1 pseudogene is annotated in these 506 nt (G+C 70.8%); it reads right to left on the bottom strand.

The features are described 5' to 3' along the window. Positions 1-257, bottom strand: a pseudogene (locus CCL05_RS46975) (hypothetical protein); the annotation flags it as partial. Positions 258-506: the final 249 nt, after the last annotated feature.

Here is a 506-nt window from a genome sequence, read left to right as displayed (position 1 = left end):
CCGGCCACCAGACGGTGGATGAGGACCCGCCCGTCGCCCATCGGCTGCACCTCGGTGCCGGGCTCCTCCGGCTGGTTGCGGGGCAGGGGTACCGCGTACGGCTCGGGGCCGTCCAGGGTCCAGCGCTCGGGGAACCAGGAGTCGCCGGCCGACGCGAGGCGCGCGGCGTAGGCGCCGTCCGCGGTGAGTGTGCATCCTGCCGGCGCGGCCTCGTCGTCCTCGTGTCCCGCCGAAGGCTCGATCGCACACGCTGTCATCGTTCGGTCACCTCCAGTGACGAACGTAGTTTTCGTACGCGGAGCCGGGGAATGCGCCGGCTCCCGACTTCACACATAAGGGTGTTCCAGGAACGATTCGCCTGAGGGAAAGGGGACGGTTGTGCTCCGCGGGACGGGGGCGGGCGGGCTGGGGCGGCGGCGGTTCAACGCCACAGATCAGGCGGGTAGCCTTGCACCCGTGCCCCGTCTGTCTGAAGTCATCGCCGAGCTGGAGAGCCTGTGGCCCGC

It is taken from the genome of Streptomyces africanus (assembly GCF_002150735.1).
In the GTDB taxonomy this organism is placed as follows: Bacteria; Actinomycetota; Actinomycetes; order Streptomycetales; family Streptomycetaceae; genus Streptomyces; species Streptomyces africanus.
Note: the sequence above shows the minus strand (reverse complement) of the source record. Positions and strands in the feature narration are given on the sequence as shown.